The sequence below is a fragment of the Bradyrhizobium sp. 23 genome (genome assembly GCF_023073295.1).
GTDB lineage: Bacteria > Pseudomonadota > Alphaproteobacteria > Rhizobiales > Xanthobacteraceae > Bradyrhizobium > Bradyrhizobium canariense_D.
Genome location: NZ_JADPJF010000097.1, coordinates 1 through 1430 on the forward strand (window position 1 = coordinate 1; position 1430 = coordinate 1430).

At 61.3% G+C, this 1430-nt stretch carries 2 protein-coding genes; both read right to left on the reverse strand.

Annotated features, from left to right (window positions below; all coding sequences use genetic code 11):
* Nucleotides 1-180 precede the first annotated feature (180 nt).
* Nucleotides 181-1083: a lytic transglycosylase domain-containing protein gene (locus tag IVB32_RS23240; RefSeq protein WP_247282171.1), complete on the reverse strand. Its 903-nt coding sequence runs from the start codon at nt 1081-1083 to the stop codon at nt 181-183.
* On the reverse strand, nt 1080-1430 hold a 351-nt coding region (locus IVB32_RS23245; RefSeq protein WP_247411631.1), incomplete at its 5' end, for a S26 family signal peptidase. The genes IVB32_RS23240 and IVB32_RS23245, both read right to left, overlap by 4 nt.

A 1430-nucleotide genomic window follows, 5' to 3' on the forward strand; every position in this document is an offset into this window, starting at 1 on the left:
GCCGGTGCAGTGTGCGCAATATTCATCGCGCAGACCATCTGCTCCGCCGCCGCAAGTTCTGCAGGAGACCGATTACGGGCGGCCATCCCCGGTCTGCTCCTTCCGCCCGTCCTCATCACTTTCCAAAATGCGAGACCTTGCGATGGCATGCGAGGAGATGCGATTATCGTCATTGAGACTTCACCTCCCCGATCGCGGCACGAACAGGCCACTCGCATGGGGCAAAAGTTCAGTCGCGTGGGAATTCAGCGCGTCTTTCGATGAAGGCGTTTCGTGCAGAGCGGATGCCGAGCTCCGTTCGCGCGACCAGCGATAAAATCGCGGAACGAACAGCTTGGCTTGCTTCCAATTTGTGCCGTGACCAGGGACCGAAGTATCGCGCCAGCGCTGTATCATGCCGGTCAATGGCTCGAGTTTGTTCAGGTAGGCCAGGGTTTCTTCAGGCAGCGCGCGCCCCGTCGTCAGATGCTTCGCGTAGCGCTGGGGGCCTGCGTTGTAGGCAGCGAGAAATCCGTCCGAGCCGAACCGGTCCAGCATCTCTCGCAGGTAGGCGGCCCCCGCGAAAATGTTGTCATGGGGGTCGAAGGGGTCGATGCCTAGATTGTAGCGGGCGCTCAGGTCGACCCACGTCCCTGGCATGATTTGCATCAAGCCCAGGGCACCTCGAGATGACACGGCGTGCGCTTTGCCACTGCTTTCGACCTGGATCACGGCACAAACCAATTGCACGGGAACTGCAAACCGGCGGGACGCCTCGGCAATGAAGGCCGCATATGGGACGAATTTGCCAAGGCACGTTGAGGGCGGAGCAGGCGCCTGCAATTCGGATTGGGCTCGACAGCTCCACGGCAATTCGACAGCTGCCAAAGCTGCCAGGAATGCCACGATGATACGGAAGGACGGACGGCATGCCCGCATCGCCTCGAGCGCAGCCTGGGAGAAGTCAACGTGCGGCCTTTGCAGCTGATCATCATCGGCGCGCCCGCATCTGCTGACGAGCTTGGCCGGGAAGGAGCAAGGGGATTGCGGTCCGCGGAAGCATGATGAAGCTGCAAGTCGATGAAGCAAGGCAAGCATGGTCATTCGTCCTTTGTCCACACTGGCAAGGCCTGGCCGATGACGGCGGAGGCCGCGATCGGCCCGAAATAGCGGCCGTCAAAAGAATCGGCCGATTCCCAGTTCATCAGAAAGATCTGGTCGGCCGTCAGGACGTGGCATCCTTGCCATGCGGGCAAAGGCCGCCCACGGCCATCGCGCTCGCGGGCCTCGCCCATCTCGATGCCGTCGACGAGGATAGTGAGTTCTCGTCTGCAGACGGTGTGCCCAGGGAGCGCCAACACCCGCTTGAGCATGGGAATGCCGAGCGGCAGATAGCCGTTCAAATCAAGGAACGACGCAAGCGGCTCAGGCGGGCGAACGGCTACGAGCGA